General features: G+C 71.8%; 23 protein-coding genes and 2 pseudogenes. 14 read left to right on the forward strand and 11 right to left on the reverse strand.

The window, feature by feature from the left end:
* Positions 1-48: 48 nt before the first annotated feature.
* The gene (locus ABT009_RS40085) at positions 49-1,419 is read left to right on the forward strand and encodes a chloride channel protein (protein WP_351306392.1); all 1,371 of its coding nucleotides are present in this window, start codon (positions 49-51) and stop codon (positions 1,417-1,419) included.
* A gap of 6 nt (positions 1,420-1,425) precedes the next feature.
* Here the strand turns inward: ABT009_RS40085 and ABT009_RS40090 are convergent, their stop codons facing one another.
* Positions 1,426-5,985: an HAD-IC family P-type ATPase gene (locus tag ABT009_RS40090; RefSeq protein ID WP_351306394.1), complete on the reverse strand. Its 4,560-nt coding sequence runs from the start codon at positions 5,983-5,985 to the stop codon at positions 1,426-1,428.
* A gap of 301 nt (positions 5,986-6,286) precedes the next feature.
* On the opposite strand from ABT009_RS40090, the gene ABT009_RS40095 reads away from it, so the two are divergent.
* On the forward strand, positions 6,287-6,676 hold the full coding sequence (locus ABT009_RS40095) for a hypothetical protein (RefSeq protein WP_351306396.1): 390 nt from the start codon (positions 6,287-6,289) through the stop codon (positions 6,674-6,676).
* Between the two features lie 5 nt (positions 6,677-6,681).
* On the opposite strand, the gene ABT009_RS40100 is transcribed toward ABT009_RS40095, so the two are convergent.
* From ABT009_RS40100 to ABT009_RS40110, 3 genes and pseudogenes are all read right to left on the reverse strand, one after another.
* The gene (locus ABT009_RS40100; protein ID WP_351306398.1) at positions 6,682-7,884 is read right to left on the reverse strand and encodes a PP2C family protein-serine/threonine phosphatase; all 1,203 of its coding nucleotides are present in this window, start codon (positions 7,882-7,884) and stop codon (positions 6,682-6,684) included.
* A 117-nt stretch (positions 7,885-8,001) separates the two neighbouring features.
* Positions 8,002-8,470: pseudogene (locus ABT009_RS40105) on the reverse strand (SDR family oxidoreductase); the annotation flags it as partial.
* 281 nt (positions 8,471-8,751) lie between these two features.
* Positions 8,752-9,375, reverse strand: coding sequence for a VanZ family protein (locus ABT009_RS40110; RefSeq protein ID WP_351306399.1), 624 nt, complete (start codon positions 9,373-9,375; stop codon positions 8,752-8,754).
* Positions 9,376-9,567: 192 nt separating this feature from the next.
* Between ABT009_RS40110 and ABT009_RS40115 the strand changes: the two genes are divergently transcribed.
* Both ABT009_RS40115 and ABT009_RS40120 read left to right on the forward strand, forming a co-directional pair.
* On the forward strand, positions 9,568-10,794 hold the full coding sequence (locus tag ABT009_RS40115; protein ID WP_351306401.1) for a sensor histidine kinase: 1,227 nt from the start codon (positions 9,568-9,570) through the stop codon (positions 10,792-10,794).
* The gene (locus ABT009_RS40120; protein WP_351306403.1) at positions 10,791-11,456 is read left to right on the forward strand and encodes a response regulator; all 666 of its coding nucleotides are present in this window, start codon (positions 10,791-10,793) and stop codon (positions 11,454-11,456) included. The genes ABT009_RS40115 and ABT009_RS40120 overlap by 4 nt, the downstream gene beginning before the upstream one ends.
* Before the next feature lie 117 nt (positions 11,457-11,573).
* Here the strand turns inward: ABT009_RS40120 and ABT009_RS40125 are convergent, their stop codons facing one another.
* On the reverse strand, positions 11,574-12,488 hold the full coding sequence (locus ABT009_RS40125; protein WP_351306405.1) for an SDR family oxidoreductase: 915 nt from the start codon (positions 12,486-12,488) through the stop codon (positions 11,574-11,576).
* Positions 12,489-12,614: 126 nt separating this feature from the next.
* Positions 12,615-13,379: an SDR family oxidoreductase gene (locus ABT009_RS40130; protein WP_502990054.1), complete on the reverse strand. Its 765-nt coding sequence runs from the start codon at positions 13,377-13,379 to the stop codon at positions 12,615-12,617.
* Positions 13,380-13,470: 91 nt separating this feature from the next.
* Between ABT009_RS40130 and ABT009_RS40135 the strand changes: the two genes are divergently transcribed.
* Genes ABT009_RS40135 through ABT009_RS40150 form a run of 4 tightly spaced genes read left to right on the forward strand, consistent with a single transcriptional unit; the run spans position 13,471 to position 17,004 of the window.
* A complete protein-coding gene (locus tag ABT009_RS40135; protein WP_351306409.1) occupies positions 13,471-14,295 on the forward strand; it encodes an enoyl-CoA hydratase family protein in 825 nt (274 codons plus the stop codon).
* Positions 14,292-15,173, forward strand: coding sequence for a CoA transferase subunit A (locus tag ABT009_RS40140; protein WP_351306411.1), 882 nt, complete (start codon positions 14,292-14,294; stop codon positions 15,171-15,173). Before ABT009_RS40135 ends, ABT009_RS40140 begins: the two co-directional genes overlap by 4 nt.
* Positions 15,170-15,943: a CoA-transferase subunit beta gene (locus ABT009_RS40145; RefSeq protein WP_351306413.1), complete on the forward strand. Its 774-nt coding sequence runs from the start codon at positions 15,170-15,172 to the stop codon at positions 15,941-15,943. Before ABT009_RS40140 ends, ABT009_RS40145 begins: the two co-directional genes overlap by 4 nt.
* Positions 15,940-17,004, forward strand: coding sequence for an NAD(P)H-dependent flavin oxidoreductase (locus ABT009_RS40150; RefSeq protein WP_351306415.1), 1,065 nt, complete (start codon positions 15,940-15,942; stop codon positions 17,002-17,004). Before ABT009_RS40145 ends, ABT009_RS40150 begins: the two co-directional genes overlap by 4 nt.
* 88 nt (positions 17,005-17,092) lie before the next feature.
* On the opposite strand, the gene ABT009_RS40155 is transcribed toward ABT009_RS40150, so the two are convergent.
* The 4 genes from ABT009_RS40155 to ABT009_RS40170 all read right to left on the reverse strand — a co-directional run bounded on the left by ABT009_RS40155 (position 17,093) and on the right by ABT009_RS40170 (position 21,004).
* Positions 17,093-18,250 (reverse strand): acetyl-CoA C-acetyltransferase, encoded by a 1,158-nt coding sequence (locus tag ABT009_RS40155; RefSeq protein ID WP_351306416.1) that lies wholly within the window; start codon positions 18,248-18,250, stop codon positions 17,093-17,095.
* A gap of 67 nt (positions 18,251-18,317) precedes the next feature.
* Positions 18,318-18,905, reverse strand: coding sequence for a TetR/AcrR family transcriptional regulator (locus ABT009_RS40160; RefSeq protein WP_351306455.1), 588 nt, complete (start codon positions 18,903-18,905; stop codon positions 18,318-18,320).
* Between the two features lie 102 nt (positions 18,906-19,007).
* Positions 19,008-19,802, reverse strand: a complete 795-nt coding sequence (locus ABT009_RS40165; protein ID WP_351306418.1) for an SDR family oxidoreductase — start codon at positions 19,800-19,802, stop codon at positions 19,008-19,010.
* Positions 19,799-21,004 carry an acyl-CoA dehydrogenase family protein gene (locus tag ABT009_RS40170; RefSeq protein WP_351306420.1) on the reverse strand — a complete coding sequence of 402 codons (1,206 nt, stop codon included), beginning with the start codon at positions 21,002-21,004 and terminating at the stop codon, positions 19,799-19,801. Before ABT009_RS40170 ends, ABT009_RS40165 begins: the two co-directional genes overlap by 4 nt.
* A 114-nt stretch (positions 21,005-21,118) precedes the next feature.
* On the opposite strand from ABT009_RS40170, the gene ABT009_RS40175 reads away from it, so the two are divergent.
* The 6 genes from ABT009_RS40175 (at position 21,119) to ABT009_RS40200 (ending at position 26,372) form a co-directional block, all read left to right on the forward strand.
* Complete coding sequence (locus ABT009_RS40175; protein ID WP_351306421.1) at positions 21,119-21,991, forward strand: enoyl-CoA hydratase; 873 nt, start codon at positions 21,119-21,121, stop codon at positions 21,989-21,991.
* Complete coding sequence (locus ABT009_RS40180) at positions 21,991-23,160, forward strand: acyl-CoA dehydrogenase family protein (protein WP_351306423.1); 1,170 nt, start codon at positions 21,991-21,993, stop codon at positions 23,158-23,160. The genes ABT009_RS40175 and ABT009_RS40180 overlap by 1 nt, the downstream gene beginning before the upstream one ends.
* Positions 23,160-24,206 carry an acyl-CoA dehydrogenase family protein gene (locus tag ABT009_RS40185; protein ID WP_351306424.1) on the forward strand — a complete coding sequence of 349 codons (1,047 nt, stop codon included), beginning with the start codon at positions 23,160-23,162 and terminating at the stop codon, positions 24,204-24,206. The genes ABT009_RS40180 and ABT009_RS40185 overlap by 1 nt, the downstream gene beginning before the upstream one ends.
* Entirely contained in the window at positions 24,203-25,282 is a 1,080-nt protein-coding gene (locus ABT009_RS40190) for an acyl-CoA dehydrogenase family protein (protein WP_351306426.1), read from the forward strand. The genes ABT009_RS40185 and ABT009_RS40190 overlap by 4 nt, the downstream gene beginning before the upstream one ends.
* 61 nt (positions 25,283-25,343) lie before the next feature.
* Positions 25,344-25,916: a flavin reductase family protein gene (locus tag ABT009_RS40195; protein ID WP_351306427.1), complete on the forward strand. Its 573-nt coding sequence runs from the start codon at positions 25,344-25,346 to the stop codon at positions 25,914-25,916.
* Positions 25,917-26,225: 309 nt separating this feature from the next.
* A complete protein-coding gene (locus ABT009_RS40200) occupies positions 26,226-26,372 on the forward strand; it encodes a hypothetical protein (RefSeq protein ID WP_351306429.1) in 147 nt (48 codons plus the stop codon).
* 253 nt (positions 26,373-26,625) lie between these two features.
* On the opposite strand, the pseudogene ABT009_RS40205 reads toward ABT009_RS40200, so the two are convergent.
* Positions 26,626-26,877, reverse strand: a pseudogene (locus ABT009_RS40205) (LexA family protein); the annotation flags it as partial.
* Positions 26,878-26,942: the final 65 nt, after the last annotated feature.

Genomic DNA, 26,942 nt, shown 5'->3' on the forward strand with positions numbered 1-26,942 from the left:
GGACATGCGGGTCTCAACGTGCCTGGTCCGGGGCCGGGTTCCGGTGCCATGAACCACCCGGGAGTCGACGAGTCCGCCCCGACGGAGGCAGACCGGCTCGATGTCCTGCTCAGCACCGGCTATCTCCGGCTGCTTCTGCGCTCCGTTCTGATCGGCATGCCCGTCGCGCTCGCCTGCTTCTTCTTCGTCAGCCTGCAGCACGCGTTCCAGAAGGGCGTGTGGCAGGCCTTGCCGCAGGCCGTCGGCTACGACCGTCCCCCCTGGTGGTGGCCCCTGCCCGCGCTGCTGCTGGCCGGGCTGATCCTCGCGCCGATCGTCACCCGTATGCCGGGCCGCGGCGGCCATGTGCCCGTGCACGGCCTGGGCGGACCGCCCATCGGCCCCAAGCAAGTGCCCGGCGTGGTCCTGGCCGCCCTGGCAACTCTCCCTCTCGGCGTCGTCCTGGGGCCGGAGGCTCCGCTGATGGCGCTGGGCAGCGGGCTGGCGCTTCTCTCCTTGCACATGGCCCGCAAGGCACCGGACCCCGCAACCACGGCGGTCGTGGCCACCACCGGGTCGACGGCCGCGATCTCCACCATCCTGGGTGGTCCGCTGGTGGCCGCGCTGATGGTCGTCGAGGCGGCCGGCCTGGCCGGGCCCCAGCTCGTCGTCCTGCTGCTGCCCTGTCTGATCGCGAGCGCGGCCGGAGCGCTGGTCTTCACCGGCTTCGGCCACTGGACGGGCCTGTCGGTCGGCGCCCTCAGCCTGCCCACCGTGCCGCCGAACGTCGGCCCCGACGCAGGCGACTTCCTGTGGGGCATCCCAGCGGCGGCCCTGGTCGCCGTGGTCGTCACCACGGCACACGGACTCGGCTGGCGTACGGAGAGCTGGACAAGGCGGCACACCGGATTGCGCACGGTGATCTGCGCCGTCGCGGTCGGAGTCTGCATCACGGCGTACGCCCTGCTCACCGGCCGCTCCCCCGAAGAGGCCGCGCTCTCCGGCCAGGCGGCTCTCGGCAACCTCGCCGCCGACCCGCACGCCTGGTCCGTGGCCGCCCTGGTCGCGCTCGTGGTCTGCAAGGGGCTGGCCTGGGGCATCAGCCTCGGCAGCCTGCGCGGCGGCCCCATCTTCCCGGCCGTCCTGCTGGGCTCCGCGACCGCCCTGGCATGCTCCGGACTGCCCGGCTTCGGCCCTACCCCAGCCCTCGGCCTCGGGATCTCCGCCGCCGCGGCGGCCGTCACGGGCCTGCCCCTGACCAGCGCGGTCCTGGGCGCACTGCTGCTCGGCCCCGACGCGCACAACCAGATGCCCCTGATCGCCGTCGCGGCCGTCGTCTCCTTCATCACCAGCCGACTGCTGCGCCGATGGCGCCGGCGGGAACCGGGAGGCCGGCAGAAACCGGCAACCGCCCCGTCGGCTGAACCACCATCTGCTTGACCGGAGTCAGGTGGACGTGGCGGTGGGTTGCAGGCCAAGGATGCGGGGGGCGAACGCGGCCGCGAGCGTGGACGCCGCCGAGCAGGCGGTGACGGTGGTCCAGGCGACGGGACCCAGCGGGGTGCAGCCGAAGAAGTGGCTGATGCCGGGGATTTGTACGACGGCGACGAGTGCGGCGGTGGACAGACCGGCGGTGGCCAGGACGAGGGGGCTGTGCCAGTCGGTGATGAGGGTCTGGCCCAGCTGAGTGCCGACAAGTGCGGCCAGGCCCATGGTGCTCGCGCGCCGCTGCAGGCCGGTGAAGCGGCCGATCTGCCAGGCGGTGGCAGCCCCGAGTGTCGTGGCGGTCCCGCGGACGGCCAGAACATGCGCCAGGTCGCGCCCGAGAAGTGAGGGGACCGGGCCGCCGGTCAGGGGGTCTTCGCCGGGTTTGGTCGCCCGGGCCGGGGCGAGGGCCACGGCGAGGGCGGGCAGCATGTCGGTGAGCAGGTTGACCAGCAGGAGTTGGCGGGTGCCGAGGGGGGCGCGGCCGGTCAGGGCGGTGCCGAGGACGGTGAAGGCGACCTCGCCGGCGTTGCCGCCGACGAGGATGGCGACCGCGTCGCGCACGCTGTGCCACAGGGTGCGGCCCTCGGCGAGGGCTTGGAGGAGGCGGGTGGGGTCCGGGTCGGTGAGGACGAGGTCTGCGGCGGCACGCGCGGAGGTCGAGCCATGGGCTGCCAGGCCGATGCCGACGTCCGCGAGGCGGATGGCTGCGGCGTCGTTGACGCCGTCGCCGGTCATGGCCACCACGTGTCCGGTGCGTTGCAGGGCCTGGACGATGCGGACCTTGTGCTCGGGGGAGACGCGGGCGAAGACCGCGGTCTGGGCGATCCGGCGGAGGCGGGCGCGTTCGGACAGGGTGTCCAGTTCGGCGCCGGTGAGAACGGAATCGGCGTCGGGGATACCGAGTTCGCGGGCGACGGCGGCGGCGGTGGCCGGGTGGTCCCCGGTGATCATGACGGTCCGTACCCCGGCTTCCGCCAGGCGCTTCACGGTTTCCGCGGCTCCTGGCCGTGCGGGGTCGGCGATGGCGAGGAAGCCGAGGAGGGTCAGGTCGTGGGCCAGGTCGGCCACGTCGTCGCCGGGGTCTGCGGGTGAGGAGGGCCTGGCCTCGGCGACCGCGAGGACTCGCAGGCCGCTTGCGGCCAGGCGCTGCATGAGGCGGTGCGCGGCGCGGCGTCGAGTCGGGGTGAGGGGGACGGTGCCGTCACTGCCGGGTTCGTGGGATGTGGAGAGGGTGGTGTCACTGCCGGGCTCGTGGGATGTGGAGAGGGTGGCGGTGCATCGGGCAAGGACTGTTTCCGGTGCTCCTTTGACGGCGAGGCAGGGGTGTCCTGATTCGGTGCCCAGGCAGGCGGAGTAGCCGCGGCTGGCTTCGAAGGGCAGTTCGGTGACGGATCGCCAGGTGCGGTCGGGTTCGCAGTGTGTGGTTGCGGCGTCGATGACGGCTTGGTCGGTGGCGTGGGTCAGTGTCTGGCCGTCCTTGGGGGTCGGACAGGCCCTGGCCGCGATCTGCAGCAGGCGGCGACCGGTTGGACTGTCCATCCGTAGCTCGTGGTCGGGTGTGGCCAGCCCGGTCACGGTCAGCCGGCCTTGGGTGAGGGTGCCCGTCTTGTCGAAGCAGACGACGTCGACGCGGCCCAACGCTTCCAGGACGCGGGCGGAGCGGGTGAGGATGCCGTGCCGGGACAGACGACGGGCGGCGGCGGACTGGGCGACGGTGGCGACCAGCGGGAGGCCCTCGGGGACCGCGGCGACGGCGATGGCCACACCGGAGGCGAGCGCTTCGCGTACCGGCACCCCACGCAGGAGTCCCAGGACGGTGACCGCGGCGCCGCCGATGCCGACCGCGGGCAGCGCGGCCTTGGTCAGGGCGGCCAGGTGGCTTTCGATGCCGGGGGGTGTGGTGGCGGTACCAGCCAGGTCGGCCGCGCGGCCGGCTTCCGTCTGGGCTCCTGTGGCCACGACCACGGCGTAACCGGTCCCGGCCAGCACGGTGCATCCCTGGTAGACCATGCAGGACCGCTCGGCCAGTTCCGCGCCGGGGGTGGCCGCCGGATCCTTGGCGACCGGGACGGACTCGCCGGTCATGGTCGCCTCGTCGATCTCCAGTCGGTCGCCGACCAGCAGCCGGGCGTCCGCCGGGACGACGTCGGACGGCCTCAGGGCGATGATGTCCCCGAGTCGCAGGTCCTGTGCGGCGGTGGTGTGCACGGGGGCGGTCTGCAGCCCTGCGAAGAACCGGGACGGGTCCGGGTCTGCCGTGGAGGCGACGGGTGTCCAGTGGACCCGTCGGGCGAACTGCTGCTCGGCGAGAAGCAGACCGTTCAGGGCGCGTTCGGCACTCAACCGCTGCACGCCGCTGACCACGGCGTTGCCGGCCATCACGCCGCCCACCAGGGCGGAGTCGACGCCGGAGCCCACGGCTGCGGAGGCGGCAGCGCCCAGGGCCAGTACGGGGGTGAGGGGGTCGCGCAGTTCCTCGCGTACCGCGGTCACCAGCTGCGCGGCCCCGCGGACCGCTCCGGTCAGGCCGGCGGCGCCGGCGACGGTGTGTACGGCTGCGGCAAGGGCGCCCCGCTTCGTACGGCCTGACTCGGCGGACGACCCAGCCGTCGGCCGGCCGCCCGGGCCATCGCCCGCTCCACCCACAATGCCGAAGATCTCCGGGGCCTCCAAGGCATGCCAGGCGCTACGGATGCGGGCCGGTGGCAGAGGCCTACGGGCCAGACGACGGGCCGCCCTGACACCACCCGACTGGGCAAGGAACGCAGCGACATGAACCGGCGAGGTGGTCAGGCCGACCACCGATCGGCGAGTGCGGGCGGCCGCGATCAGCGCCCCGAGCGCGGACCCGCCCAGGCACAGGCGGGCCGACCTGCTGCTGACCTGATGGGCTTCGTCCAGGGCGGCCAGGACACGCCACGCCTGCGCCAGCCCCGGCCCACTGATCAGATGCGCCGACCAGCACACCCGGCCTGCCCCGCCGGGGCCCGGCAGCACCGTGACACCGACATCCGCGGCGGCCAGCGCCTCGTCCTCGGCAGACGTGAGCAACAGGACGACCTGCCCGTCCTCCTGCAGGCGCCGCACCTCCTCGGGCAGCGAGGCGGACATCGGTACGGCCTGGTCGGCCCAGGGGAGCAGTTCATCGGCGCTTACGTGCTCGGTGAGCAACAGACGGCGGCTACCGGAGCGGGCCGTGCCGAGCAAGGCGTCAGCCAGCGGGTCGAGTTCACAGCCGACCAGAATCCGGCCCTGACGCCGCCCCCGGGTGTCACGGAGGTCCAGGGGCAACCCCGAAGGCGCGTCAGGCCGCCCGTGCGGGGCGTCGGCGGGGCGCTCCAGCCGCCAGCCCTCGCAGACCCAGGGGCCCGGACCCCACAGATCCTGCAGGGAGCGGCCCAGCAGAGCCGACTGCCCGGCACGCCACACATCGGCCTCGTCCAGCCGGCCGGTGGCGACGGCCGACAGAAGTCGCGGGCGGGGCTCGCACAGGACGGTCGAGTCGATCAGGACGGTGGAGACCCGGTCCAGCAGCCGCAGCGCGGTCCCGTCCATCGCTACCACGCCGTCGCGGGCCAGATCCCGGCCCAGCCGTGTGCAAAAGGCCTCCCGGCCTATGCCCGCGGCCTTCGGCACGGTCGCCAGGATCGCCTGTGCGGCCTGCTCGGGGCTGCCGGTCCACGCCAGTACGCCCCCGGATCCCAGCAACGCCGCAAGCGAGGTCCGCTGCCCGCATGCCTCCACCGGCCCGTCGGGCAGTGGCGCCGGTCGGCGCACCCGCTCGGGCACGTGACGGGGCAGTCCGTCCCCGGCGCCCACCAGTTCGCTCTCCCGCCAACTCCATACGGCCTGCCGGCTGCGGATCTCGGCGAGCTGCCACAACCGCTGCACGGCATCCAGGGCAAGCGGCGCCGTCCCCCGGGTCAGGGAGTTCACTGCCGCATGGGCCACCCCCAGCACCATCTCGGCATGTGCCCGGCCCAGCCGCTCCTCCAGCAGACGGCGCAGCCGCGGCTGGGTCTCCGCCAACACCACCGGCACCCGCAGCAGGACTGGTGCGGACCACGGCGTCACCCGGCTGAGCCCCGTCACCACCAGCCCGAGGCAGTCCGCGGCCAGCGACGCCCCAGCCAGCACTGCCGGAGCCGTGTCGAACGGCGGATGAGCACGATGGCCGGCGAACGTCTCACCGTCGCTGCCGTGTGCCTTCTCGACCTGCTCCACCAGCTCCACCAGCCGGTCCAGGCCGACGTCGTCTTCGTCGGCATCGACGACCACCTGCCCCAGCACCGCGTTCACCTCGGCCCAGCGCACACCCTCGACGGCGCGCAGCGCCATACCCAGCGCGCACACCAACCGGTCGTGACGCTCCCCTAGCCCGCTCAGACCGCGTACCTCGATGTGCGCCCTGCCCCCACCGGACCACACGCGCCGCCGAGAGCGTTCCTGCCCGGCATCCCCCAGTACGGCGAACACGTCGGCAAGAGCGCGCGGCAGACCGCTCAGAGCATCACTCATCGCCTGCCAGCGCGAACGGACCCCATCGACAGCGCCGTCCGCGACCTCGCCCACGACCCCCGTTGGCGCCAGCGGGGAGACCAGGCCGGAGAAGGACGGCAGAACCCCACTCCACGGCAGCACTGGGCACCTCCCGCTTTCCGGCGAGCAGCGGACATGGGCTGAGCGACAGCACCTTCTGATGCAGATGCCATTCAGAGGCCGTCATCGCGCCCCATAGGCAACATAAGCCCCAGGGAATGACAATTGCCAAATCTGTAACGTCATTCAGAAAACGAACCGTGCATTAGGAGGAAAAACCGTGAACGCCACCGCTCAGCAAGCCCGCAGCCGCACGGCGAAAACTCCCAGCCGGCCGGCCTCCGCGCGCAAGAAGGCAGCGAGCCCCTCGAACGGGCGCGACGAGCACACGCTCACCATCGACATACCTGTCGGGCGCGCCGCCTCAGCCGTTGCAAAAGTCGCCGCGATGCCCGTCACGGCAGTTCAGCGCGTCTTGCCAGCCAAAGGTGGGCTCCCCCTTTTCCTCGGCCTCGGCACGCTCGGCCTAGTCGGCGTCCTGGAATGGCCCGTGGCGGCAGGCATCGGTATCGGCTACGCCGTCCTGCGCCAGGGAGGGGTATTCGGCCCGGCCTCCGCGAGCCCCTCGAACGGACCTGATGACAAGACCCGTACCGCCTCTGGAAGGTGAGGGAGTTACGCGGAGGGGTGGTGTCCGGCACGGTGACGCATGCGAGCGGCGAGTACGGCGACGTCGTCCTCCGCGCTGTGGGCTTCGAGGCGGACGAGGATCTGGTCGAGCAGCTCGTCGACGCCGGTGGTCGGTGACAGACACAGTCCGGCAAGTCGGGCCAGGGAGGTGTCGATGTCCTCCCCACGCCGCTCCACAAGGCCGTCGGTGAACATGACGAGGGTGTCGTGGGGGGTCAGGCCGTGGACGGTCTGCTCGAAGCCGCCCACACCGGTACCCAGGGGAGGGCCCACGGTCAGATCCAGTAGATCGCCCGTGCCGTCATCGGCGAACAGCGCCGGAGGCAGATGACCCGCGCTGGCCAGCACGGCAGCACCGCGCGCGGGGTCCACGCGGACGAGCAGGCAGGTGGCCGGGCGGCTGGGCCCGTCCTCGATGACGGCGGCGTCCACCTGCTGCAGCACCCTGTGAGGTGGCAGTTCCGTCGATGCCACGTAGCGGAGCATGGAGCGGTAGGCGTTCATGTCCACCGCGGCGTCGAGCCCGTGCCCCATGACGTCCCCGATGATCAGCAAGGTGCGTCCGTAGTGCAGTCGTACCGTTTCGAACCAGTCCCCTCCCACGAGTGCGCCGCGACCCGCGGGAAGGTAGCGACTGGCGAGGTCCAGGTTCGGGTGAGGCCGGCCAGGCTCGGACAACAGGGCGCGCTGCAGGTTCAGCGCGGTGCTGTGCACCGCGGTGTGCCGGCGTGCGTGGCCGATATGGACGGCAGCGAGACGTGCCGCGTAGTGCATGCCGGCTATTTCCTGACCCGTGAAGGCCGCACCGGTTCGGATGGCGAACAGCACCCCGTACAGACGGCCGTGCGCAAGCAGCGGCACGGACACCGCCCTGCGGGGGATGCTGCCGGACACGTCGTCGGAGGCGATGATCGGACGGCCCTCGCCCAGGGCTTGGTCGGACGGGAATCTGCCGCTGTGCGCGGTCCACGCTTCCAGGAGGGCGCTGCGCCCTGCTGCTGCGACAGGGGACGAAGCCAGACCTCGCGCATGGCGCCCGGCCGGGACATCCTCGGACAGCAGATCCACCCCGGCGGCGTCACACATCTGCCGGCACAGGAAACCGGCCAGCTCCGCGCATGTCGTCCGCTCGTCCAAGGTCGTACCGATCGACTCGACGGCCTCCTCCACCCACGCGACCGGGCCCAACGCACCGGCACCATCACTGGCCCGGTGTGCCGATTCCTGATCGCGTCGGCGCAATCCAACACCTCCACCGCACATGTCCGTGCGTCCATCATCCGTCCGGACGGCCGGCCCGGCCGGTCATCCGCCTATGAGCCGCTGGACCGTCGGGCCAGTGGTCCATCCGCCATCGACGGCCAGTTCGGCGCCGGTGACGTACGAGGCGGCATCCGAGAGCAGGAAGGCCACCGCCTCCGCGATCTCCGGAGCCTCGCCGACCCGGCCCATGGGCGTGTTGGGGTACCCGCCCTCGTCCTGCTGGATTCCGGTGTGAGCGGTCATAGGGGTGTAGGTCATTCCGGGGTGGACGGAGTTGACGCGGATGCGGGCGGTGCCGAGTTCCACCGCGCCGACCTTGGTGAGCCCGCGCACCCCCCCACTTTGACGCTCCGTACCCGGCGGTCATGGCCAGGCCCATCAGGCCCGCCGCGGAGGAGATATTGACGATCGAGCCGCCGCCGTTCCGCTTCATCACCGGGATCACGGTCCGCATGCCGATGAAGACACCGGTGAGGTTGATGTCGAGGACCCGGCGGAAGTCGTCAACCGACCGCGGCGCGCCGCACAGGCGGGCGGTACGACGGCGGCGCCGACGGCGGCCGGTGTGAGGTCGACGGAGCGGATGCCGAGGTCTGCGTAGCGGGGGGCGTTGGCCCGGTGGACATTCACCGACGTGGCCTCGAAGACGCTGTCGGGAAGCTCGTCCTGGGCGAGGAGCCAGTCGACGCCCTCGTGGCTGGCCTCGAGTCCGGCGTCGCGGGCACGGGCTTAGCGCTTGTAGCGACGGCGATCAGGCCCCGCGGGGCCTGATCGCTGCCGTGCCGCCGCCGGTCAGCGCGCGCCAGGCGCGGCCGCGACCACGGACACCGTCTCCGTGGCCGAGGCCGCGAGCGCGGTTCCCGGCAGGGCGAAGTCGCGTACGAGGCCGGACAGCGCGGAGGATCGCAGGACCCGGCGCAGGATCAGGTAACCGAGCACGCCCCCGAGGGTGTTGGCGATCAGGTCGTCGACATCCGTCCCCCGGCCGTTGCTGAACAGGATGTACATCCCCAGCTGGGTCAGCTCGATCGTCAGGCTGACGGCCAGGGACCGCAGGGCGACCCCCTTCACCGAGAGTTCACCCTTCGCGATCAGCGGGAGTAGCAGACCGAACGGCACGAAAAGGATCACGTTGAGCACGACGGTGGGGTCCATCGCGAGGACGCTGAGGAAGGGGATCGGCTGGACCTGGCCGGTCCAGGACGCTTCGTTCTGGGCCCGGTCCACGATGATCGGAAAGATCGTGAAGTGCAGGAAGCCCGCGACGTAGCCCGCCGCCACGAGCCGGGTCAGCGCCGGCCTGCCGTACCAGCCGGGGCGCTTCCTCGAGGCGCGCGCCGCGAGCAGCACGGCGAACGCGGCGAGGAGGGGCCCCAGCACCTCCACGGACTCGATACGGAAGCTGGCGTTGCCCATGACATGCTCCTGGGTGTGATGGATCGCGGAACCCGCCCGACGGACCCGACTCTGCCCGGCCGCGCCGCGCGCCGGATCCGGCGAAAGGCAGAACTTGCGCGGCCGGCTACGACTTTCGGCCGAGCGGCGTCCGATCCCTCGGATTCCAGGTGGGCTTCCCAAAAGCCTTCCTGGCGGGCGCGAACGCGGGCCGTGGCGCCCTGGATTGCATGGTCGGCGTGGCTGGCGGTCCTGTGCGCGGCCCTACTGGCCGACTACTGGGGCGGCCTGCTCGGCGGACAGGGGCTCGACTTCGCCAAACTGTGCTGTGCCCTGCTGGCCGTGGCCTCCGTCGCCGCCTCGCCCTGGCTCGGCGCCAAGGCGCTGCCGATGGTCGCCGGCCTGGCGGTGGTGGCGTCGCTGGCGGTCTCAGTCGTCCTGCGCGCCGGGCCCGGCACCGCACCCGATCCACTGGCCTCGAAGGCGTACGGGTTCACGGAACCGGCCGCGCTGCTGTGGCTGCTGCTGCTCGTCCCGCTGCGCGGACGTCGGTCGTGGGTGGCTTGGGCCGTCCCTCCCGTCCTGTGGGTGGCGATCGTGCTGCGGCCGATCGCGGTCGAGGTGGTGGACATCAGCGTCATCACGGCACTGTTCTTCGCCGTTGTGTCGACGGCGGTGCTCAGCGCCGGTGTCACCTGGCGGCTGGTCAGGGCGGACCGGCGGCGCCGGGCGGCCACGCTGCGCCTGGAGCAGCGCACGGAGTTCGCACGCGACCTGCACGACTTCGTCGCCCACCATGTGACCGGCATCGTCGTGCAGGCGCAGGGCGCCCTGGCGATCGCCGAGCGGCGCCCCGAACTCGTACGGCCCGCGCTGGAGCGGATCGAGCAGGCGGGGACGGAGGCACTGTCGTCCATGCGCCTCATGGTGGGGATGCTGCGCGACGCCGACGGGCAGGAAGGCACCCCGAAGAACGGGGGTGGGAACGGCGACGGGAAAGACAGCGCCGGGCAACCCGCTCTCACTCCCTTGGCGGGGATCGCCGAGGTGCGATCGCTCGTCGAGGGCTTCTCGGCGATCGGCGGCGCGCGGGCTCGACTCGACGTGGAGGGGACGTTCGACGACCTGCCGGTGGAGGTGACCACCACCGTGCACCGGGTGGTGATGGAGGCGCTGACCAACGTACGCAAACACGCCCGCGGCTGCACCGAGGTGCGGGTGGCCGTGGTACGGACAGGGGACGGCGTCACCGTACGGGTCGGCGACGACGGACGGCCGCGGCACACCACCGGTGCCGGGTACGGGCTGAGGGGACTGGCCGAGCGGGTGAGCATGATCGGCGGCCGCATCGAGGCCGGCCAGGGCGCGGACGGCGGCTGGGGCCTCGAAGCCACCCTCCCGGCGGCCCCGGCCGCCGCCCCGATCGGAGCGGCCCGATGACCATCCGGGTGCTGATCGCCGACGACCAGGCCATGGTCCGCGCCGGATTCGCGATGATCCTGGCCGCCGAGGACGACATCGAGGTCGTCGCCGAGGCCGGCGACGGCCTGCAGGCGGTGGAACTCGCCGGGCGGCACCGCCCCGACGTCGTACTGATGGACATCCGCATGCCCCGCCTCGACGGCCTGGAGGCCCTGCGCCGGCTCACCCGCCCCGGCACCGTCGCCCCACCGAAGGTCGTCGTCGTCACGACCTTCGACGACGACGAGTACGTCCACCGCGCCCTGCACGACGGCGCCTGCGGATTCCTGATCAAGGACTCGGGACCAGCGCTCCTGGTCGAGGCGATCCGGGCAGCAGCCTCGGGTGAGGCCCTCGTCAGCCCCTCGATCACGGTGCGGCTGCTGCGCCAACTCAACAGCACGGCGACCACGCGCCGAAGGGCGCAGGGCGCGGTGCACAGCGCCCTGTCGGCGCGCGAACTGGACCTCGTACGCCTGGTGGCCCGGGGACTGACCAACGCGGAGATCGCAGCCGAACTGTCCATCTCGGTGGGCACGGTGAAAACCCATCTCGGCAACGTGCAGTCGAAACTAGCCGCCCGCAACCGCGTGGAGATCGCCGCCTGGGCCTGGGAATCCGGCCTCGTCGACCGGAAGTGAACATCGACCGGCAGTGAACGTCGACCGGCAGTAGACCGGCCTGTCCAGGGTGACCGCAGGCCATCGAGCTGGCGACGCCCACAGTGGGCCCTTCACCAGCGGGGCTCGTCGGCGGACCTACCGCGCCCCGTACACCGGCTGCGGAGGCTCGGAATCGGCGAGCAGTTTCAGGGCCGTCTCGCCTGCCTCGGCCGGGGTCCAGCGGGCGCCCTTGTCCGCAGTGGGGCCCGGCCGCCAGCCCTCCATGACCGTGATCCGCCCGCCCTCGGTCTCGAAGACCCGGCCGGTCACCCCGGCGGAGGCGGCGGAGCCCAGCCACACGACGAGGGGGGAGACGTTCTCCGGAGCCATGGCGTCGAAGGCGCCGTCCTCGGGGGCGGTCATCGTGTCGGCGAAGGTCTGCTCGGTCATCCGGGTGCGGGCGGAGGGGGCGATCGCGTTGACCTGGACGCCGTAGCGGCCCATCTCGGCGGCGGCGACGAGGGTCAGGCCGACGATCCCGGCCTTGGCGGCGGAGTAGTTGCCCTGGCCGACGCTGCCGAGCAGTCCTGCCCCGGAGCTGGTGTTGACGACCCGGGCCTCCGGCGTCCGGCCGGCCTTCGCCTCGGCGCGCCAGTGCGCGGCTGCGTGCTTCAGCGGCAGGAAGTGGCCCTTGAGGTGGACGCGCATGACGGCGTCCCAGTCGTCCTCGTCGAGGTTGACGAGCATGCGGTCGCGCAGGAATCCGGCGTTGTTGACGAGAGTGTCGAGGCGGCCGAAGGTGTCCAGCACGGTGGCGACTAGGGAGGCCGCGCCGTCGGCGGTGGCGATGTCGCCGCCGTGGGCGACGGCCTCGCCGCCGAGTGCCTGGATCTCGTCGACGACCTGCTGGGCGGGCCCGGTGGCCCCGCCGGTGCCGTCGAGTCCGACGCCCAGGTCGTTGACGACGACCTGGGCGCCCTCGGCGGCGAAGGCGAGCGCGTGCGCGCGGCCGAGCCCGCGCCCCGCCCCGGTGACGACGACGACGCGTCCGGTGCAGATTCCGGTGGTCATGGATGTGTGTCCTTCCTTTGACGTGCGGGTCTCACGTGCGGATCTCACGTGCGGGTCTGAGCTGGTCGTTCGGCCGTGCGGTCCGAACTGGTCGTTCCGTCACCACCGCCTGAGGCGGCCAGGCGGTCAGTTGTTGACGGTGGCGGCGTCGAGGAAGGCCGGGCGCTCCCCACCACCGTGAACGTGGAGGCTGGCGCCGCTGATGTACGAGGCCCGGTCGGAGGCGAGGAAGACGCAGGCGTCGCCGATCTCGGCGGGGTCGGCGAGCCGGCCGAGCGGCACGGTGCGGCCGATGGCGGCGATGCCGTCCTCGTCCCCATAGTGCAGATGGGACAGTTCGGTGCGGACCATGCCGAGGACGAGCGTGTTGACCCGCACGGTCGGCGCCCATTCCACGGCCATGGAGCGGGCGAGGTGCTCGAGGCCCGCCTTGGCGGCTCCGTACGCCGCGCTGCCCGGTGACGGACGGGTCCCGCTGACGCTGCCGATCATCACGATCGACCCACCCCCGCTCTGATTGCGCATCACTTCGTACGCGGCGAGGGACGCGGTCAGCGGCGCGAGGAGGTTCAGCTCGACGACCCGGGCGTGCCGTTCCACTCCGCCGTCGCCGAGCATCCGGAAGGGCGTCCCTCCGGCGTTGTTGACCAGGGTGTCCAGCCGTCCGTACTCGCTCCGCACTTGTGCGAAGAGCCCGTCGACCGCCTCCGTGTCGCGCAGGTCGACGGGGAGGAAGCGGGCCGTGCGCCCCGCCGCCTCGACGGGCTTGTCCGGGGGTCGTCGGGCGCAGGTCACGACCTGCGCGCCGGCTTCGAGCAGGGCCCTGGTGATGCCCGCGCCGACACCCCGGGTTCCCCCGGTGACGACGGCGACGGAGCCGGACAGATTCATGATCGCTGCCACTTCGCACCTCCCGCAGCGCGCGGTCCGCTGCTACCTTGCGACCTAACAAATGTTTGGTGGAAAGGTAGCTGATCCGCTCATGGGTGTCTCCACCTCCGCCCCGGAAGAGGGCATCGCAGTCATCACCGTCGACTTCCCACCGGTCAACGCCCTGCCCGTACAGGGCTGGTACGACCTGGCCACCGCCGTGCGCGCTGCCGGGGCCGACCCGAAGGTGCGCTGCGTGGTGCTGACCGCCGCGGGCCGTGGCTTCAACGCAGGCGTCGACATCAAGGAGATGCAGCGCACGGACGGGCACGGCGCCCTCATCGGCGCCAACCGCGGCTGCTACGAGGCGTTCGCCGCCGTCTACGACTGCGAGGTCCCGGTGGTCGCCGCCGTGCAGGGCTTCTGCCTGGGCGGCGGCATCGGCCTGGTCGGCAACGCCGACGCGATCGTCGCCAGCGACGACGCGACCTTCGGCCTGCCGGAACTGGACCGGGGCGCGCTCGGCGCGGCCACCCATCTGGCCCGGCTGGTCCCCCAGCACCTGATGCGGGCCCTGTACTACACCTCGCGAACCGCCACCGCCGAGGAGCTGCACCGGCACGGCTCGGTGTGGCGGGTCGTCCCTCGCGAGCAACTTCTCGATGCAGCCGTGGAGTTGGCGCGCGAGATCGCCGCCAAGGACGGCGACCTGATCCGCCTCGCCAAGGCCGCGATCAACGGCATCGACCCGGTGGACGTCCGCCGCAGCTACCGCTTCGAGCAGGGCTTCACGTTCGAGGCCAACCTCAGCGGGGTCGCCGACAAGCACCGTGACGCTTTCGTGTCGTCCGCACCGTCGTCGTCCGCATCGGCGTCGTCCGCATCGCCGTCGCCCGCGTCACCGTCGTCCGCATCGTCGAAGGAGAACCGGAGTTGAGTAACAAGACGATGACCGCCGATGAGGTGGTCGGCCGCCTCGAGAGCGGCATGACGATCGGCATAGGCGGCTGGGGCTCCCGGCGAAAGCCGATGGCGCTGGTGCGCGCGCTCCTGCGCTCCGACGTCACCGACCTGACCGTCGTCAGCTACGGCGGCCCCGACGTCGGGCTGCTCGCCGCGGCCGGGAAGATCCGCAAGCTGGTCGCGGCCTTCGTCACCCTCGATTCCATCCCCCTGGAGCCGCACTTCCAAGCCGCCCGGCAGCGCGGCGAGTTCGAGATGGTGGAGCTGGACGAGGCCATGTTCATGTGGGGCCTGACGGCCGCCGCGCATCGGCTGCCCTTCATGCCGATCCGGGCCGGTCTCGCCTCGGACGTGATGAGCGTCAACCCGTCGCTGCGCACGGTCACGTCCCCGTACGAGGACGGCGAGGAGCTGGTCGCGGTCCCCGCCCTGCGGCTGGACGCCGCGCTGGTCCACCTCAACCGCGCGGACGTGCACGGCAATGCCCAGTACCTGGGCCCCGACCCGTACTTCGACGACCTGTTCTGCGAGGCCGCCGACGCCGCGTACGTGTCGTGCGAGCGGATCGTGGAGACCGCGGATCTGCTGAAGGATTCCGGACCGCAGTCGCTGTTGGTCAAGCGGGCGTTCGTGAACGGCGTCGTGGAGACCCCGAACGGCGCGCACTTCACCTCCTGCGTCCCGGACCACGACCGCGACGAGGCCTTCCAGCGCGCGTATGCCCAGGCGGCGCGGGATCCCGAGGCCTGGCGGGCCTTCACCGAGCGGTTCCTGTCCGGGGACGAGGACGCGTACCAGGCCGCGGTGGCGGTGTTCCACAAGGAGAAAGCACAGGAGGAGGCAGCAGCATGAGCGATGTCGCTACGACGACGGCGACGCGGGCCGAGTACTGCGTGGTGGCGTGCGCCGAGGCCTGGCGGGACGCGGGCGAGGTGCTGGCCAGCCCCATGGGCACCGTTCCCACGATCGGGGCCCGGCTGGCGAAGCTCACCTTCTCCCCCGACCTGCTGCTGACCGACGGCGAGGCGCTGTTGATCGGTGACGTGCCCGCGGTGGGCGCGAAGGCCCAGGTGGTGGAGGGCTGGTTGCCGTACCGTCAGCATCTGGCGATGGTGGCCACCGGGCGGCGGCACGTGATGATGGGTGCCAGCCAGCTCGACCGCCACGGCAACCAGAACATCTCCTGCATCGGCGACTGGGCCCGGCCCAAGCGACAGCTTCTCGGGGTGCGCGGTGCGCCCGTCAACACCCTCAACAACCCCACGAGTTACTGGGTGCCGCGGCACTCGACGCGGGTGTTCGTCGAGCGGGTCGACATGGTGTCGGGAGTGGGGTACGACCGTGCCGCCGCAGCCGGACCCTCCGCGAGCCGCTACCACCGCATCCCGAACGTCATCAGCGACCTCGGCGTCTTCGACTTCGAGACCCCGGACCAGACGATGCGGCTGCGCTCGCTCCACCCCGGTGTCACGGTCAAGCAGGTGAGGGAGGCCACCGGCTTCGCGCTCACCATCCCCGACGACGTGCCGTACACCCGCGAGCCAACGCCCGAGGAGCTGCGGCTGATCCGCGAGGTGATCGACCCGAACGGGCTGCGGGACCGCGAGGTGCCGACGGCATGAGCGACGTCACGATCGCCACCCCGCTCACCGAGCTGGTCGGCGTGCGCCACCCCATCGTCCAGACGGGCATGGGGTGGGTGGCGGGCCCGCGTCTGGTCTCGGCCGCCGCCAACGCGGGAGCGCTGGGGATCCTCGCCTCCGCCACCATGACCGTCGAGCAGCTCCGCTCCGCCGTACGGGAGGTGAAGTCCCGTACGGACGCGCCTTTCGGGGTCAATCTGCGGGCGGACGCGGGGGACGCGGCCGAGCGCGTACGGATCATCGTCGACGAGGGCGTGAAGGTCGCCTCGTTCGCGCTCGCGCCCTCCCGGGAACTGATCGGGCGCCTCAAGGACGCGGGTGTCGTCGTCATCCCCTCCATCGGCGCCAGGCGGCACGCCGAGAAGGTCGCCGCGTGGGGCGCCGATGCGGTGGTGGTGCAGGGCGGCGAGGGTGGCGGGCACACCGGGAACGTGGCCACCACCGTGCTGCTCCCGCAGGTGGTGGACGCCGTGGACATCCCGGTCGTCGCGGCCGGCGGCTTCCACGACGGCCGCGGCCTGGTCGCCGCGCTCGCCTACGGCGCCGCGGGGATCGCCATGGGGACCCGGTTCCTGCTCACGTCCGACAGCACCGTCCCCGACGCGGTCAAGGCGAAGTACCTGGCCGCGGCGGTGGGGGACGTCACCGTCACCACCAAGGTGGACGGCCTCCCGCACCGGATGCTGCGCACCGAGCTGGTCGACGCGCTGGAGCGCTCGGGCCGGGCAGCCGCGCTGCTGCGGGCGGTCCGCCACGCCGCGGCCTTCAAGCGTGAGTCCGGCATGAGCTGGGCTCGGATGGTCCGCGACGGTCTGGCAATGAAGCACGGCAAGGAGCTGACCTGGAGTCAGGTGCTGCTGGCCGCCAACACTCCGATGCTGCTGAAGGCCTCGATGGTCGACGGGCGCACCGATCTCGGCGTGATGGCCTCCGGCCAGGTCGCGGGCCTCATCGACGATCTGCCGTCCTGCGCGGAGCTCGTCGACCGGATCATGGCCGAGGCCGACGCCACCCTTCGGGCGCTGCCGCTGCCCGGGTGAGGGAGCATGCCGGTCGGCCCCAAGGCGGAACCTCGGACCGACCGGCACAGCTCGGTGGCACTGGCACTCGATCTCAGAGGCGCTCGATTCAGAGACGCTCGATGATCGTGACGTTCGCCTGGCCGCCGCCCTCGCACATCGTCTGCAGCCCGTACCGCCCGCCCGTGCGCTCCAGTTCGTGCAGCAGCGTGGTCATGAGCTTCGTGCCGGTGGCGCCCAGGGGGTGGCCGAGGGCGATGGCACCGCCGTTGACGTTGACCTTCTCCGCGTCGGCGCCGGTCTCCTTGAGCCACGCCAGCACCACGGACGCGAACGCCTCGTTGATCTCGACCAGGTCGATGTCGTCGATCGTCATCCCGGCCTTCTTCAGCGCGTAGGCGGTGGCCGGGATCGGCGCGGACAGCATCCGGATCGGGTCCTCGCCGCGTACCGAGAGGTGGTGGATCCGGGCGCGCGGGGTCAGCCCGTGCTCCCGTACGGCGCGTTCGCTCGCGAGCAGCATGGCGGAGGCGCCGTCGGAGACCTGTGAGGAGACGGCGGCCGTCAGCCGGCCGCCCTCCATCACCGGCTTGAGGCCCGCCATCTTCTCCAGGGTCGTGTCGCGGCGCGGGCCCTCGTCGGTCGTCACGTCCCCGTATGCGACGAGTTCGCGGTCGAAGCGGCCCTCGTCGATGGCGCGGACGGCCCGCTGGTGCGAGCGCAGCGCGAACTCCTCCATGTCCCGGCGGGATATGTCCCACTTCTCGGCGATCAGTTCGGCGCCGTGGAACTGGTTGACCGGCCGGTCGCCGTAGCGGGCCCGCCATCCCTCGGAGCCGGCGTACGGGCCCTCGGTCAGCCCGAGCGGCTCGGCGGCCTGGCGGCTGGCGAAGGCGATCGGCACCTGCGACATGTTCTGGACGCCGCCGGCGACCACCAGGTCCTGGGTGCCGGAGAGCACTCCCTGGGCGGCGAAGTGCACGGCCTGCTGCGAGGAGCCGCACTGCCGGTCGACGGTCACGCCGGGCACCTCTTCCGGCAGCCCGGCGGCCAGCCAGCAGGTGCGGGCGATGTCGCCGGCCTGCGGTCCGACGGTGTCCAGGCAGCCGAAGACGACATCCTCGACGGCCGCCGGGTCGGCGCCCGAGCGCTCCATCAGCGCCTTCAGGACGTGGGCGCCGAGGTCGGCAGGGTGCACGGCGGCGAGCCCGCCGTTCCGCCTGCCGACCGGGGTGCGTATCGCTTCGACGATGTATGCCTCGGCCATGGCCGCTCCTTCTTGGATGTCCTTCGATGGATGCACTCGCGCGGTCGTACGCGGAGGGCGATCGCTGTCATTCGCGGAGGGCGACGCCCTCCAGCACCATCGACAGGTACTGGCGGGCGATCTCCTCGGGGCTGTGCTGTCCGCCCGGCCGGTACCAGGACGCGGCGACCCACACGGTGTCGCGCACGAAGCGGTAGGTGAGGCGGATGTCGAGGTCGGCGCGGAAGACCTCGGCGGCCACTCCGCGCTCGAGCGTCCCGAGCCACGCTTTCTCGAACTTCACCTGCGAGTCGGCGAGATAGCCGAAGCGCGGCTGGGTCTGAAGGTGCTTGGACTCCTTCTGATAGATGGCGACCGCGGCGAGATGCCGGTCGATCTCCCGGAAGGACTCGGTGACGAGGGCCTCGATGGTTTCCCTGGGGCCGAGCCCGGCGGCGAGCACGGCGTCGTACCGGCCCCATAGCTCGTCCAGGAAGGTGGAGAGGATCTCGTCGAGCATCGACTCCTTGGAGTCGAAGTGGTAGTAGAGGCTGCCCGCGAGCATCCCCGCCGCGTCCGCGATCTTGCGGACCGTGGTGGCGTTGTACCCCTGCGCGGCGAACACCTCGGCCGCCGTGGCCAGGAGTTCCTCGCGCCGCTCGGGCGACGGGCTCATCGGGGCCTTCTTGCTGCTGCCGGCGTTCGGCACCTGCTTGCTGCTGCCGGCTTTCGGCACTTGCTTGCTGCTGCTGGTTTTTGGCACACGGTCATTCTCGTCTCACGCGTGCTGGCTGCTGACGGACAGGACCTCGCCCGTCATGTACGAGGAGTAGCCGCTGGCCAGGAAGACGATGACGTTGGCCACCTCCCACGGCTCGGCGTAGCGGCCCAACGCCTCGCGCGATGTCAGCTCCTGAAGCAGTTCGGGCGTGGTGACCTTCACCAGGTGCGGGTGCATGGCCAGGCTCGGCGACACGGCGTTGACGCGTACGCCGTACTCGGCGGCCTCCAGCGCGGCGCAGCGGGTGAGGGCCATGACCCCGGCCTTGGCGGCGGCGTAGTGCGACTGGCCCTTCTGTGCGCGCCAGCCGATCACCGAGGCGTTGTTCACGATGACGCCCCCGCTACCTGCCGCCTTCATGCGGCGCAGCGCGGCGCGGGTGCAGCGGAAGGTGCCGTTCAGGGTGACGTCGAGGACCTTGTCCCACTGCTCGTCGGCCATGTCGACGAGGTCGGCCGTGCCGCCGAGACCGGCGTTGTTGACGACGATGTCGAGGCGTCCGTGCCGTTGCTCGGCCAGGTCGAACAGCGCGCCGACCTGCGTCTCGTCGGTCACGTCGCAGGGCAGCGACGCGACCCGGTCCGCGCCGAACTCCGCAGCGAGCTCCGCCTCGGACTCCTTGAGCCTGCGGGCGTGGGCATCGGAGATGACGACGCTCGCGCCCTCCTCAAGCAGCCGCTTCGCGGTCGCGCCGCCGATGCCGGCTCCCGCGGCGGCGGTGATCACGGCGGTGCGCCCGGCCAGCAGGGCGTGGCCGGGAACGTACGGCGGGGGCGTGGCCGGTGCGCTCAAGGGCGGACCTCCTTCGGCAGGCCGAGCACCCGCTCGGCGATGATGTTGCGCTGGATCTCGTTCGATCCGGCGTAGATGGTGTCGGAGCGGGAGAAGAGGAACAGCCGCTGCCAGTCGTCGAGTTCGTACGGCTCACCGGCCGCGAGCATCCCGGCGGTGCCGCACACGTCCATGGCGAGTTCCCCCAGCTCGCGGTGCCAGGTCGCCCAGAAGATCTTGCCGATGGACGCCTCGGGGCCCGGTGCCCCCGCGGCAACGCCTTCGAGCATCCGTAGTGCGTTGCCGCGGATGATCTCCAGACCGATCCAGGCCTGGGCGATCCGGTCCCGGATCAGTGGGTCGGCGGCCGCGCCGTTGCGCTTGGCCAGCTCGATGACCGCCTCCAGTTCGCGGCGGAAGCCGACCTGCTGGCCGAGGGTGGACACACCCCGTTCGAAGCCGAGCGTGGCCATGGCGACCTTCCAGCCCTCGCCCGGCGCTCCGACGATGTTCGACGCCCGCGTGCGGGCGCCGTCGAAGAAGACCTCGTTGAACTCGGAGGTGCCCGTCAGCTGGGTGATCGGCCGGACCTCCACACCGGGCTGGTCCAGCGGCACCAGCAGATAGGACAGCCCCTGGTGGCGGGTGGACCCGGGTGCGGTGCGGGCGACGACGAAGCACCAGTCGGATTCGTGCGCGAGTGAGGTCCAGATCTTCTGCCCGGTGACCACCCACTCTCCCCCACTCTCGGCTTCGCTCGAGCGGGAGGTGCCCCCATCGTCCAGCTCGGCCCGGGTCCGTACGTTCGCCAGGTCCGACCCGGCGTCCGGCTCGCTGTAGCCCTGACACCACAGCTCCTCGACGGCGACGATCGGCGGGAGGAAGCGCTCGCGCTGCTCCTGGGTGCCGAAGGCGATGAGGGTGGGCCCGAGCAGCTGTTCGCCGATGTGGTTGACGCGCGCGGGGGCGTCCGCGAGGGCGTACTCCTCGTGGAAGGCGACCTGCTGCTCGAGGGTGGCGCCGCGGCCGCCGTACTCCTTCGGCCAGCCGACGCAGGTCCAGCCCGCGGCGGCCATGTGCCGCTCCCAGGCGAGGCGTTCGGGATACGCCTCGTGTTCCCGTCCGGGGCCGCCGCGCCCGCGGAGGGCGGCGAACTCGCCGGTGACGTTGACCCGGAGCCAGGCGCGGACCTCGGTACGGAACTCCTCGACGCTGCTGCTCATTTGGCGGCTCCGGACGACTCTCGTTGGAGGGACTCGCGGCGGGACGGCGCGACTTCTCGACGGCCGGGGACTCGTACGTTAACCTACCAAACACTTGTTAGGGAAGGAGGGCGGATGTCCGCTGCCCGCACCGCGTCCACGGCGCCTGTCCGCTACGAACGCCGCGGCCCCGTCGCAGTCGTGACGATGAACCGGCCGGATTACCGCAACGCCCAGAACTCCGCGATGACATACGCGCTGGACCAGGCCTTCTACCGCGCGGCCGACGAAGACGAGGTCAAGGTCGTCGTGCTCGCCGGAGCGGGGAAGCACTTCTCCGCCGGCCACGACATCGGGACACCCGAACGGGACGCGCACTTGCCGTTCGACCGCAGGGCCGGGCTCTGGTGGGACCACTCGGACAAGCAGGGCGCGGAGAGCCGCTTCGCCCGCGAGTCCGAGGTCTATCTGGGCATGTGCCGCCGCTGGCGCGAACTGCCCAAGCCCATGATCGCCTCGGTGCAGGGCGCGTGCGTCGCCGGCGGCCTGATGCTGGCCTGGGTGTGCGACCTGATCGTCGCGTCCGATGACGCCTTCTTCGCCGATCCCGTGGTGCGCATGGGCATCCCCGGAGTCGAGTACTTCGCCCACCCGTGGGTGATGCCGCCGCGCATCGCGAAGGAGTTCCTGTACACGGGCGACCGGATGAGCGCACAGCGCGCGTACGAGGTCGGAATGGTGAACCGGGTCGTGGCCCGAGCCGAACTCACGGACCACACCATGGAGTTGGCGGCCCGAATAGCAGAGATGCCCCGCATGGGACTGGCCCTGACCAAGCGCGCCGTCAACCAGGCCGAGGATCTGCAGGGCATGCACACCGGCATGGACTCCGTCTTCGGACTGCACCACCTGGCGCACGCACACAACGCGGAGACAGCGAAGGACTCGCTCGGCGGCATGGACGTCCGCGCGATGAAGAAGGCCGGTGCGAAGGAGGCCTCCGCCTGATGGACCTGGACTTCACGGCGGCACAGGACGCCTTCCGCGCCGAGGCCCGCGACTGGCTCGCCGCCCACGTCCCCGCCGCTCCCCTGCCATCCCTGGAGACCGCCGAAGGATTCGCGGCACACCGGGAGTGGGAGCGCACGCTGTTCGGTGACCGCTGGTCGGTGGTCTCCTGGCCCCACGCATACGGAGGCCGGGCCGCCTCGATCCTGGAGTGGCTGATCTTCGAGGAGGAGTACTACGCGGCCGGCGCCCCCGGGCGCGTCAGCCAGAACGGCATCAACCTCCTCGCCCCCACCTTGTTCGAGCACGGCACCGACGAGCAGCGCGCCCGCATCCTGCCGCAGATGGCAAGCGGCGAGGTGATCTGGGCACAGGCCTGGTCGGAGCCGGAGTCGGGATCGGATCTCGCGTCGCTGCGGTCGACGGCCGTCCGCACCGACGGCGGCTGGCGCTTGAGCGGGCAGAAGACATGGTCCTCCCGAGCAGCCTTCGCCGACCGCGCCTTCGGCCTCTTCCGCAGCGACCCGAACGCCGGGAAACCACACCACGGCCTGACGTACCTGATGTTCCCGCTCGACGCGGACGGCGTGACCGTACGCCCCATCGGGCGGCTCGACGGCAAGCCCGCCTTCGCCGAACTGTTCCTCGACAACGTCTTCGTCCCCGACGAGGACGTCATCGGCGAGCCGGGCCAGGGCTGGCGGGTCGCGATGAGCACGGCGGGAAACGAGCGCGGGCTGACCCTGCGCAGCCCGGGACGCTTCACGGCCGCGGCCGACCGGCTCACCGCTCTCTGGCGCGCGCAGGCGGATCCTTCCGACACCGCGCTGCGCGACCGGGTGGCCGACGCGGTGATCGGCGCCCGCGCCTACCAGCTCTTCACCTATGCCAACGCCTCGCGGATCGCCGCGGGAGGTTCGATCGGGGCGGAATCGAGCCTCAACAAGGTCTTCTGGTCCGAGTTGGACATCGCCCTGCACGAGACCGCGCTGGACCTGCTCGGCCCGTACGGCGAACTCGCCGACGACGCCGAGGAGGCGCCCGCACACGGGAGTTGGGCCGAGGGGTACACCTTCTCCCTCGCCGGTCCCATCTACGCCGGCACCAACGAGATCCAGCGCGACATCATCGCCGAGCGGCTGCTCGGCCTGCCGAAGGGACGCCGGTGATGCGGTTCCTCCTCGACGACGAACAGCGGGAGTTCGCCCGCACCCTGGACGGCATGCTGACGACGGCCGACACCCCCGCGGTCGTACGGGCCTGGGCGTCCGGGGACACCACTCCCGGTCGTGCCCTGTGGGCGCGACTGGCGGAGGCCGGGGTCTTCGCCATCGCCGTCCCGGAGGAGCACGACGGCCTGGGCGTACTGCCGGTCGAACTGGCCGTCGCCTTCACCGAGCTGGGCCGCCACGCCGTACCCGGCCCGCTGGTGGAGACCGTGGCCGCGGCGGCCCTCCTGGACCGCCTCGGCGACGAGGCCCCGGCCGCCGCCTGGCTGCCCGGCATCGCCTCCGGCAAGACCGCCGCCTCCCTGTGCCTGCTCTCCCCCGGCAGTCCGTACGCCCTGGACGCCGACGCCGCCGACGTGGTCTTCGTGGTGGACGGCGACACCGTACGCCTGGCGGAGTCGGCGGGCCCCCTCCAGCCGTCCGCCGACCCGGCGCGGCGGCTGTCCCGGCCGCTCGGCGGCACCGTTCTGGCGAAGGGACCCGAGGTGGCCGCCGCGGCCGCGCACGCGGCGAATGTCGCTGCCCTTGCCACGGCGGCCCAGGCCCTCGGGCTGGGCCGGACCCTGCTGTCCCGGACGGTCGAATACGCCAAGCAGCGCACCCAGTTCGGAGTCGCCATCGGCTCGTTCCAGGCGGTGAAACACCGTCTGGCGGACGCGTTGATCGCCCTGGAGTTCGCCCAGCCCCTGATCCACGCCGCGGCACTGGCCCTCGCGGCGGACGCCCCGTCCACCGGCCGGGAGATCGCCGCGGCGAAGGTGAGCGCGTGCGAGGCCGCGTACACCGCCGCCCGCACGGCCCTGCAACTCCACGGAGCCCTCGGCTACACCGAGGAACTGGACCTCTCCCTGTGGATCCGCAAGGCCCGTGCGCTGCGGTCCGTCTGGGGCACACCCGCGGCCTGCCGCGCCCGCGTCCTGGACGGAGAGAGCCGACCGCGGCCGTACGAGCCCCGCCGGGTCGCACAGAAAGGAGCAGGCGGATGAGACTGACGGAGGAACAGGAGGAACTACGGTCCGCCGTACGATCGCTGCTCGGGCGCCATGAGGGCGCGGCGGCCTGGCGTCCCCTGACCGAGCAGATCGGCGTGGCGGGGCTCGCCGTTCCGGAGGAGTACGGCGGCGCGGGCTGCGGAGCCCAGGAGGTCCACGTCGTCATGGAGGAGTTGGGGCGGGAGCTGAGCCCGGTGCCCTACCTCGGCTCCGCGGTGCTCGCCGCGCAGGCACTGCTCGCCTCGGGCGACGCCGCGGCATGCGCGGAACTGCTGCCACGGCTCGCAGAGGGTAGGTCGGTGGGGGCCGTGGCATGGGCCGAGCAGGGATCCTGGGACCCGGCGGCGATCCGGGCCGAAGCCGAGCCCGCCCCCGAACCGGGCGGGGCATGGCGGATCACCGGGACCAAGGAGCACGTGCTCGACGGGGCCCGGGCCGAGGTGCTGCTGGTGGCGGCCCGGACGGGTACGGGGATCTCGCTCTTCCACATGGCCGTGGACGGGGCTGGGGTGCGCCGGGAGGCGGCGGTCACGATGGACCAGACGCGGGCGCAGGCTGGCGTGGTGCTGGACGGGGCCGCGGGCCGGCTCATCGGCGAGGAGGGCGACGGCGGCCGGGTGCTGCGGCACGTCCTTGACCTGGCCTGCACGGCGCTCGCCGCCGAGCAGGTCGGCGCGGCCGAACGCTGCCTGGAACTCACGGTCGCCTACGCCAAGGACCGCGTGCAGTTCGGCCGGCCCATCGGCTCCTTCCAGGCCGTCAAGCACCGGCTCGCGGACGCGTACGTGCTGGTGGAGTCGGCACGCTCGGCCGCACTCGGCGCCGCCTTCGCCGCCGCCGCGGGCTCACCGGAGCTGACCCGCTCCGCAGCCGTCGCCAAGTCCGCCTGCTCGGAGGCCTTTTCGAGGGTGGCGGGCGAGATGATCCAGCTGCACGGCGGCATCGGCATCACCTGGGAGCACGACGCCCACCGCTACTTCAAGCGCGCGCACGGCTCGGGCCGGCTCTTCGGCCCGCCGGCGTGGCACCGCGGCCGCCTGGCAGCAGACCTGGGCCTGACCGCGGCCTGACCGGCAACCCGACCACCATTTCTAGTCGGAAACATCCGTGCTGGAAACATCGGAGGAAGCAATGTCCACACTCGCCCCCGAGAGCCCTCCCCTGCGGGCCGCACAGGGCGTCGACGACGCTGCGATGCGGGAGGTGCTCAGCAGCTTCTGCACCGGGGTAGCGGTGATCACCGCGGTCGAGGACTGCCGGCCCGTGGGGATGGCCGTGCAGTCGTTCTCCTCGGTGTCGCTGGACCCGCCCCTGGTGTGCTTCTGCCCGGCACACACCTCGTCCACGTGGCCGAGGATCCGCCGCGCCGGCCGCTTCGCCGTCAGCGTCCTCGGGGCCGACCAGCAGGAGCTGTGCCGGCAGTTCGCGGTGACCGGCGGGGACAAGTTCGCCGGGGTCGCCTGGCGTGCGGGGAACAACGGCGCACCTCTGCTTGACGGCGCGCTCGCCTGGATCGAGTGCGATCTGGCGGGGAGGCTGCCCGGCGGCGACCACACCGTCGTCCTCGGCCGGGTCACCGCGCTCGCGGCGGCCCCGGACGACACCGGTCCTCTGGTCTACTTCCGCAGAACTTACGGACGCCTGCGCTCCAGCTCCTCCAGGTCGGCCAGCATCGCGTCGGCCAGGTCGCGCTCCGAGGCGTAGTACCGCTCCGCCCATCTGAGGGTGAGCGTGGGATACGCCCACGCCTCCTTGCCCCGTGCCCCCTCGGCGTCCGCCTCCGCGAGCCGCCGCATCCGCTGGTTCAGAAAGGACGACGGGACAGGGGTGTTCCAAGCCCCTGGCGAGTGCCGTCGCCCCGGGGTTGGCCACCGCCGACCTGGACCTCGCGCTCCTGTACGCGCCCGGCCGTCCCGACCTCGGCTTCTACGCCCGCACATGGACCGATGGCACCGGGTCGTACTTCGAGGACCTCGCCGAGCCGAAGGCCTCCACACCTGGTCGCTTCCGGACATGGAGCAGATTCACTTCCCCACCGGATCACTCGCCGTCTTCCTGGTGGTCGTGCTGCTCACCCAGCGGCTTGACCGAAAGGAGCGGCGGCTGCGCGAGGACGCCGCGCAGGAATCGCCTTCTTCGCCGCTTGTACGGCCACGCTGACGGCAGGCCGCACCCTGTGGGCCTTCCGTACGCCGACGCCCCGGCGACTCACCGGCAATCCGGCCCTACTGATGGCCCTGTGCCTCACGCAGCTGGGCAGGGTTATCCAGCCAGGGACGGTGCAGCAGACGACCGCGTTGATCGCCTCCATGGTTGCCGTCCTCGCGGGCCAGCTGCTGGTCCGCCGATCCAAGGCCGGCTTTCTCAGGCCCGCTTCGGCCCGATGATCGCGGCACGTCGGTGGACATCGCGCTCAAATATTTTCTTCGCATACCGCCCCGCCCCGCCGTCCGCGCCCCCTGGCTCCGAGAACGGCCGCATCGTCGCCGGGAATCGGCTCGTAGGCGGTGTTGTGGGGCGTCAGCCAGACGCGGTCGTCCTCGCGGCGCAGCCGTTTGACGGTGGCTTCGCCGTCCAGCAGCGCGGCGACTATGTCCCCATGGTCGGCGGAGTCCTGGCGGCGGACGGTGACGAGGTCACCGTCGCAGATGTGGGCTTCGAGGACTTGCGGCATGGCAGTCATTGATGGGCTCACGCCTGTGCAGGGAGACAGCCTCCAGGGCGGGCAGC

The sequence above is a fragment of the Streptomyces sp. NPDC002896 genome (genome assembly GCF_040295225.1).
Taxonomy (GTDB): domain Bacteria; phylum Actinomycetota; class Actinomycetes; order Streptomycetales; family Streptomycetaceae; genus Streptomyces.

Excerpts from the sequence above, each read along its gene's own strand:
- ABT009_RS40085 (WP_351306392.1), top strand. The coding sequence starts at position 49 with ATGAACCACCCGGGAGTCGACGAGTCCGCCCCGACGGAGGCAGACCGG.
- ABT009_RS40090 (WP_351306394.1), bottom strand. The coding sequence starts at position 5,985 with ATGAGTGATGCTCTGAGCGGTCTGCCGCGCGCTCTTGCCGACGTGTTC.
- ABT009_RS40110 (WP_351306399.1), bottom strand. The coding sequence starts at position 9,375 with ATGGGCAACGCCAGCTTCCGTATCGAGTCCGTGGAGGTGCTGGGGCCC.
- ABT009_RS40120 (WP_351306403.1), top strand. The coding sequence starts at position 10,791 with ATGACCATCCGGGTGCTGATCGCCGACGACCAGGCCATGGTCCGCGCC.
- ABT009_RS40125 (WP_351306405.1), bottom strand. The coding sequence starts at position 12,488 with ATGACCACCGGAATCTGCACCGGACGCGTCGTCGTCGTCACCGGGGCG.
- ABT009_RS40130 (WP_502990054.1), bottom strand. The coding sequence starts at position 13,379 with ATGAATCTGTCCGGCTCCGTCGCCGTCGTCACCGGGGGAACCCGGGGT.
- ABT009_RS40135 (WP_351306409.1), top strand. The coding sequence starts at position 13,471 with ATGGGTGTCTCCACCTCCGCCCCGGAAGAGGGCATCGCAGTCATCACC.
- ABT009_RS40145 (WP_351306413.1), top strand. The coding sequence starts at position 15,170 with ATGAGCGATGTCGCTACGACGACGGCGACGCGGGCCGAGTACTGCGTG.
- ABT009_RS40150 (WP_351306415.1), top strand. The coding sequence starts at position 15,940 with ATGAGCGACGTCACGATCGCCACCCCGCTCACCGAGCTGGTCGGCGTG.
- ABT009_RS40155 (WP_351306416.1), bottom strand. The coding sequence starts at position 18,250 with ATGGCCGAGGCATACATCGTCGAAGCGATACGCACCCCGGTCGGCAGG.
- ABT009_RS40160 (WP_351306455.1), bottom strand. The coding sequence starts at position 18,905 with ATGAGCCCGTCGCCCGAGCGGCGCGAGGAACTCCTGGCCACGGCGGCC.
- ABT009_RS40170 (WP_351306420.1), bottom strand. The coding sequence starts at position 21,004 with ATGAGCAGCAGCGTCGAGGAGTTCCGTACCGAGGTCCGCGCCTGGCTC.
- ABT009_RS40175 (WP_351306421.1), top strand. The coding sequence starts at position 21,119 with ATGTCCGCTGCCCGCACCGCGTCCACGGCGCCTGTCCGCTACGAACGC.
- ABT009_RS40180 (WP_351306423.1), top strand. The coding sequence starts at position 21,991 with ATGGACCTGGACTTCACGGCGGCACAGGACGCCTTCCGCGCCGAGGCC.
- ABT009_RS40185 (WP_351306424.1), top strand. The coding sequence starts at position 23,160 with ATGCGGTTCCTCCTCGACGACGAACAGCGGGAGTTCGCCCGCACCCTG.
- ABT009_RS40190 (WP_351306426.1), top strand. The coding sequence starts at position 24,203 with ATGAGACTGACGGAGGAACAGGAGGAACTACGGTCCGCCGTACGATCG.
- ABT009_RS40195 (WP_351306427.1), top strand. The coding sequence starts at position 25,344 with ATGTCCACACTCGCCCCCGAGAGCCCTCCCCTGCGGGCCGCACAGGGC.
- ABT009_RS40200 (WP_351306429.1), top strand. The coding sequence starts at position 26,226 with ATGGAGCAGATTCACTTCCCCACCGGATCACTCGCCGTCTTCCTGGTG.